Source organism: Zongyangia sp. (assembly GCF_965361945.1).
Genome location: NZ_CBDTOK010000140.1, coordinates 1 through 4,264, shown reverse-complemented (window position 1 = coordinate 4,264; position 4,264 = coordinate 1). Strand labels below are relative to the sequence as shown.

General features: G+C 59.0%; 3 protein-coding genes. All 3 read left to right on the top strand.

All coding sequences use genetic code 11. The features are described from left to right. The coding region (locus ACZ25G_RS08970) for an ABC transporter permease (RefSeq protein ID WP_463682211.1) at positions 1–624 on the top strand (624 nt) is incomplete at its 5' end. A gap of 12 nt (positions 625–636) precedes the next feature. Continuing rightward, the gene (locus ACZ25G_RS08965; protein ID WP_463682210.1) at positions 637–2,148 is read left to right on the top strand and encodes a Gldg family protein; all 1,512 of its coding nucleotides are present in this window, start codon (positions 637–639) and stop codon (positions 2,146–2,148) included. 758 nt (positions 2,149–2,906) lie between these two features. After that, positions 2,907–4,264 (top strand): DUF4340 domain-containing protein (locus tag ACZ25G_RS08960; RefSeq protein WP_463682209.1); only part of this gene is annotated, 1,358 nt, incomplete at its 3' end.

Sequence of the window (4,264 nt, the reverse complement as noted above, 5' to 3'; positions counted from 1 at the left end):
TTCGCGGGATTTTACTTTTTCCTTTCCAACGTGCTGAGCAACACCACCGACATGCGCTCCTTCTTCTCCTCCATGTTCTCGGTGATTATGTTCCTCATCCCCATCCTGACCATGCGGCTGATGAGCGAGGACAAAAAGCTGCGCACCGACCAAGCCCTTCTCACCGCGCCGGTGGGGCTTTACTCCATTGTATTGGGCAAATATCTCTCCGCCGTTATCATGTACCTGGTGGCCATGGCCATTACGGTGGTCTATGCCGTGGTGCTGGCGGCCTTTGCCCCCATTGACCTGTCCCTGTTTGTCGGCAACCTGCTGGGCGCCGTCTTCTTGGGGCTGGCCCTCATCGCCATCGGCGTGTTCATCTCCTCCCTCACCGAAAGCCAGGTCATCGCCGCTGTGGCCAGCTTCGCCGTCATGATGGGGCTGATGCTCATCGACACCCTGTCCTCGGTGATGCCCACCCAGTTTTTGCAGGATTTGGTTTACGGGCTCTCCTTCTACACCCGCTATGCCAACTTCACCTTAGGGCTTTTAAATATCGCGGACGTGATCTTTTTCCTCAGCGTATCCGGACTGTTTATTTTCTTCACCGTCCGGGTGCTGGAAAAAAAGAGATGGAGCTAGGGGGTGAGGCAGATGAAAAAATTATTTTCCAAAGACCAAACAAAGGAGAAGGCAAACCTTCCCGCTGCCTCCGGTGAAGCGGTGAAGAAAAAGACCTCCTTCTGGAAGACCAAAAAATTCAAGCATTCCGGCTTTGCCGTGGGGATCACCGTCATTGTAATCGTGGTGGTTGTCCTCTTTAACTTCCTCATGTCCGCCCTCAGCGAGCGGTATCCCATGAGCATCGACATGACCCAGGACAAAGCCTTTGAAATTTCCCAGGAGACCCGGGATTATGTGGCCGGGTTGGACAAAGAGGTGCAGATCCGGGTGCTGGCCACCGAGCAGAACTTTATGGGCCAGAACGACTACTTTGCCCAGGCGGCACAGATTATCGACATGTACGCCAAAATCTCGGATAAAATCACCGTGGAGTATGTGGACCTGGTCCAGAACCCCCAACTGGAAAGCCAGTATGCCGACCTGGAGATCGCTGATTACGACATCCTGATCACCTCCGGGGAGGAGGCTACCACTGTCAGCCCCTACGATCTGTTTAACACCATGCAGACCTATTACGGCTATCAGATCATCTCCTCCAAGGCGGAGCAGACCATGACCTCCGCCATCATGCGGGTCACCGACGAAAACAAGGTGAAGATCGCCGTCCTCAACGGCCACGGGGAGGACCCCCTCACCTACTTTGCCGAGCTGATGGTGCAAAATAACTATGAGGTCATCGAGCATTCCGTGGTCACCGAGGACATCCCCGATGATGTAAAGGTGGCCTGGATGGCGGCCCCCACCAGCGACTACTCGGTGGAGGAGCTTTCCCGGATCGACGACTTCCTGGAGCGGGACGGCACCACCCTCATCTACCTGGGCGACGCCTCCCAGCCGGATACCCCCAACCTGGACGCCTTCCTGGCGGAGTGGGGGATCCAGATAGATGACGGCCTTATCTATGAGACCGACGGGAACATGTACTTTAACCAGAATCCCTTCTTCACCATCGTCAACTATGCTTCCGACCGGTTCGGCGCCGACCTGATGGAGCAGAACATCGCCATCTCCATGCCCTACGCCAGCCCCATGACCCAGCTTTTCGACAGCCAGGGGGATGTGCAGGTGCGGGAGCTGCTCTCCTTCTCCGAGACAACGGGGATTATGCCGGCTGACGCGGATGAGAACTTCACCATCTCTTCCGACAGCGCTTCCGGCCCCTATCCGGCCCTGCTCTATTCCACCAAAACCCGCAGCGACGGCAGCATGTCCCATGTGCTGGCCGGCAGCTCGGTCACCAGCCTCATTTCCACCCTGCTGGAGAGCACCTCGGTGGGCAACGGGGAATACTTCCTCTCCGTCCTGGCCGACCTGGCCCAGCGGGAGGATGCCCTCAATCTGGTGGATAAGAACATCAGCGGCAGTGAGCTGGGCGTCAACTCCACCCAGGCCATCTTCCTGGGCGCCGTCTTCGTGGTAGCCCTGCCTCTGGTGGTGCTGGTCACCGGCATCGCCATCTGGCTGCGCCGCCGGCACCGCTAACCACCTTCCGGCGGGCAGTGCCCGCGGCCAGATCGCGCTGTAGTGTCAATCGGGACTCAGTTGCGGGCATCGCGGACAAGTGTCTCGGATAAAACTAAGGCGCGTCTTGCTGCCCGCCAGGACCACCTTCCGGTGGGGGATGCCGCGCTGTGGCGCAATGGGTAACAAAATCGCGTGTGACGCGTCAGCGTTACTAATAAAACTCATGGCGCGTCTTGCCCGCCGCAGGCGCTGGCGGGCAGTGCCCGCGGCCAGATCGCGCTGTAGTGTCAATCGCGGCTCAGTTGCGGGCATCGCAAACAGTGTCTCGGATAAAACTAAGGCGCGCCGGCTCCCGCCGGAGGACATCGCGCTGCGGCGCGCAATGGGTAACAAAATCGCGGGTGCCGCGGCAATATCGCCAATAAAGGCTCAGGGCGCGTCTTCCTCGCCGGTAGGCGTGCGGGTATCGCGGGCAGTGTCTTAAACAAGATCTAAGGCGCGTCTTCCCGCCCCGGCAGGGGCTGCGTCTTGCCCGCCGGTAGGCGCGCGCTGTGGTATCGGCTATAATATAATCGCGTGTGCCGCGGCGATGTCTTGAATAAAGCCAAAGGCGCGTCTTGCTCTCCGCAGGAGCGCGCTGTGGCGCAATAGGTAACAAAATCGCGTGTGCCGCGGCAATGTCGCAAATAAAGACTCCGGGCGCGTCTTCCTCGCCGGTAGGCGTGCGGCGGCGCAGATAAATCCGTGGGCATGTTTTGCCCACAGGAGGTGAATGGATGAGTAAAATCAGCAAAAGAACCATTGGGCTGCTGGCGGGGGTGGTCATCGTCGCCCTCCTGGCGGCGGTAATCCTTCTGGTGCAGCGTACCCCGGCGGAAGGGGACGGGGAATCCAGCAGCTCCCAAAGCAGTTCCAGCGTAGTCTTATCCCCCTACGCGGTTGAGGACGTGGTTTCGGTAGAAATCAAGACCGTGGATGAGGAATATACCGTCCTGGTGGACGAAAACGGGGACGCCTATATCGAGGAGCTGGAGGGCTATCCCCGCAACGAAAGCGGCCTGTACTCCATCCTGGCGGACGCTTCTGAGGTGACGGCCACCCAGCTGGTAGAGGAAAACCCCAGCGACCTGGAAAAATACGGCCTGGACAATCCCCTGGCCGAAGCCGCCGTCACCTATTCGGACGGCAGCGTCTTCCGGCTGAAGGTGGGGGATTCCACCCCCAGCGGCTCGGAAATGTATGTCCAGACCGAGAACGGCAACGTCTATCTCATGCAGGAAATGGATGTGTGGGGACTGATCTCCCCCATGAGCGAGTATGTGGAGCGGCGCCTGATCCCGCCTCTGGAAAGCTCCAGCGATGTGGTGGAAAGCTGCAAGACCTTGGGGCTCACCAAGATTACCTTTGGCGGCTCCCTCCGGGAGACCCCCATTGAGATTACCTTTGACGGGGAGTCCGGCACCTTCTATATGGTGTCCCCGGTCCGGCGGAAACTGGGGGATGAGGTCGCCAGCATCCTCGGCGGCGTCTTTGGCGTCTACGCCTCCCATACCGTCAACCTGGAGCCCACTGAGCAGGACATCACCGACGCCGGTTTGGATGATCCGGAGACGGTGATTACCCTGGAATACGACGGGCAGACCCTGGAAATCCGCCTGGACGGCCGGGATAAAGACCTGCTTTCCGCCATGCGCTCGGATGTGGACATCCTCTACGACCTGGATGAAAGCGGCATCTCCTTTATGCGGCTGCAGTACCAGGATTTCCTGCCGGAGGAGTATATCATCGACACCCAGGAGGAGATTTCCTCCCTGGAGATCGCCTTTGGCTCAGAAACCTACACCCTGGTTCCCGGCGAGGAGCCTACCGTCAACGGGGAGGCTGTGGACGCCGACCTATTCGACAGCTTCTTCACCATGGCTCTCTCCGCCCGCAGCGAGGGAGAACGGTCCCAGGAGGTGTCCGGGGAACCGGATATGACCCTGACGGCGAACCTCACCGACCAAAACCGCAGCCCGGAGGTGCTCCAGTTCTACTATGACGGCAGCCGCTCCTATGATGTGGACTGCAACGGTTCGGTGACCACCTATATCAAGTCCTCCTATGTCAGCAAATTGCAGCAGGCCCTAGAGTC

What these genes read in the sequence shown, in the direction of transcription:
- ACZ25G_RS08965 (WP_463682210.1), top strand. Translation starts at nt 637, where the DNA reads ATGAAAAAATTATTTTCCAAAGACCAAACAAAGGAGAAGGCAAACCTT.